Here is a 2,672-nt window from a genome sequence, read left to right as displayed (position 1 = left end):
GTGGTGGAGATTGACGCCGCCAGCCACAATGGGGTCGACGATGCTAGGGAGCTTAGGGAGCGGGCAGGTTTCGCCCCAGTGCGTGACCGCTACAAGATCTTCATTTTGGACGAGGCTCATATGGTCACCCAGCAAGGATTCAATGCCCTGCTGAAGATCGTTGAGGAGCCGCCGGAACATGTTATGTTCATCTTCGCCACCACAGAGCCGGAGAAGGTGATCGGTACCATCCGTTCCCGCACCCACCATTACCCCTTCCGTCTGGTGCCCCAGGAAGTCATGGGGCCTTACTTGGAGGGCATTTGCGAAAAGGAGAACATCAAGGCCGAGCCTGGTGTGCTCAAGCTGGCCATGCGGGCTGGAGGTGGATCGGTGCGCGACACTCTTTCCGTGCTGGACCAGCTCATGGTAGGCGCTGACGAGCACACCATTACCTATGATGCGGCTGTAGCGCTGCTGGGGTTCACTCCTGCCGCACTCATCAGCGAAGCTGTGGATGCGCTGATCGCCCACGATGGGGCTGGCCTCTACGGGGTCATTCAAAAGGTGGTCGTCGGTGGGTTCGAGCCTCAGCGCTTCGTTGAGGATCTGCTAGCCCATGTCCGCGACCTGCTGGTTCTCAAACTGGCGGGAGAGCGGGCTGAGAGCGTGCTGAGCGAGGATGCCGACGACGACCAGGTGGCCGATCTGCATCGGCAGGCTAATGCTCTGGATCTACAGGTCCTGACCAGAATGGCTGACATCATCAATGATGCACTGGCGGGAATGAACGGAGCCACCTCGCCCAGGATGCGCTTGGAGCTGCTGGCTGCCAGGCTGCTGGCAATTGGTTGCGAGCCTATGGAACAGGCACCGGCCCAAGGGACAACTTCCGCCGGTGGTGTGGCCTCGGCGCCCGCCCGTAGCGGGTTCATCGGCGCTGACAGATCACAGCAGAACGGTCGGCCGGCCAGAGCATCCCGGTCTGGGCGTGCTGACGAGGCTGATCGCTCTGAACAACCTGGCAGAGCAGGATCATCGTCTGCAGCAGCGCCCGTCTCCTTTGCCGGGCCGCAGAGCATGGCAGGCTCTCATTCCGATTCCTCTGCTGGCGGACGGCAAGAGGGCGAAGGACTGCCCACCCATTCCGGCTCAGGCCCTGCCCAACCCGAGCGCAAGCAAGCCCCTTCCTCGCCAACTGGGCAGGCCGAATCAACCAATCCTTCCGGGCCTGCCCGGTCGGCGGAACCGCTTCAGTCTGCACAACCGGAGGCTACGCGAGGACAGGAAACAGAGATCCCGACCGGCACAGAGCTGGATAAGCGCTGGGATGCCCTGGTGGCTGCCCTGCCGGAGGAGGTCCGCCAATATGTGGTGCGGGACCGGGTGCCTACCGTGGCCATGAAAGCAGACCCCTCCGGCCGCAAACGACTGTCTATGACCTTTGACCGTCCACTCAGCCAGCATGCTTTCGCCATGGCCGTGGCTGCGCAGTCGGTTGACGGGGAGACCAAAGTTCCACGTATTGTCATGGTTCGCGCTCGCCAAGAGTTCGGACAGGACACTATGATCGCCCCATCAGGGACGGCTGCTAACGGCGAGACGGTAGAGTCTGTCAACAAGATGTCCCCCCAGCGTCGGGCAGAGGTCAAGAAGGAGGTGGCTCTGGCTCGGGCTGGCTTGGCCACCATGAACCTTGGAGCGGCGGTCATGCCTCATGCGGCCACGGAGCAAGGGCATGCCCCTAGGGAGATGACGGCCTCGGCGGGTCACCAGGGTGAGACCGGAGCATCGACGTCGGACGGAAGGTCCACCTCTGGAGAAGCTGCAGGCGACGGAAACTCCGACGACGCTCACCACCCGGTCGGCGGCCCGGTCCAGTCGTCTCCGGAACCGTTGCCGGCTGCCGGCTTCGGCTCAACCGCTTCAACGGTGTTGCCGGACGACGATCCCTGGGCTCACCCCATTCCAGCGACTCATGCGCCGCAAAAGACCCGGCAGCCTGGTGATGGCAGCGACGGGACCACTATCCAGAAAGACCACGAGTCCAAAAAAGTTGCTCTGCCGGACATGAGCGATGACACGGATCCTTGGGCCCTGCCCGATTCCGGAATCACCGCTGCAGTTTCTACGGAGTCCTCCAACAGTCAAGGCCATGAAGCTTCAGACCAGGGGCCTGGAGTTTCGAAATCGGTTGATTCGTCGGGTCAGGGAAGCGCCTCGGGTGCAACCTCGGCTCCGACATTGGGGACCGGATCGGTTGCTGACGAAGGGACCATGGCGACTGGCATCCCAACCTCGCCGGATATACAGAGCGACGATCGCGGTTCGGGTACCGCAGGCGGATCGGATGGTTCCCGAGCAATGGCAAAGGCATCCGGATCTGAGGACAGGAGGATGCCAGCAGGCTTCGCTAGCTCGGCATCCAGTGGTCTCGGTCAGGATGCTTCATCCGCTGTGGCTGCCTCCCAGAATTCGGGGCCTTCCGTGGATCCCGAGGACGATGTCTATTCCATGGACGATGCCCGGCTCGGGGCGAATAATGCCATGAACCAGGATGAACTGACCAAAATGTTTGACGTGACTAAGGTGGAGGATTTTGCTGCTGACGACCCCCAGAATCCGATCAACGTCCAAAAGCGCCGGCAGGAACAGGCGCAGCGACAGGGAGGTGAATGATGGCTGCTACCTAT

General features: G+C 61.8%; 1 protein-coding gene. It reads left to right on the top strand.

Annotation, left to right across the window (positions count from 1 at the left end; all coding sequences use genetic code 11):
- On the top strand, positions 1–2,658 hold a 2,658-nt coding region (locus AC0AP0_RS11520), incomplete at its 5' end, for a DNA polymerase III delta subunit-related protein (RefSeq protein WP_490430568.1).
- Positions 2,659–2,672 lie beyond the last annotated feature (14 nt).

The sequence above is a fragment of the Bifidobacterium sp. POST2/T3 (B1) genome, assembly GCF_058197115.1.
Note: the sequence above shows the minus strand (reverse complement) of the source record. Positions and strands in the feature narration are given on the sequence as shown.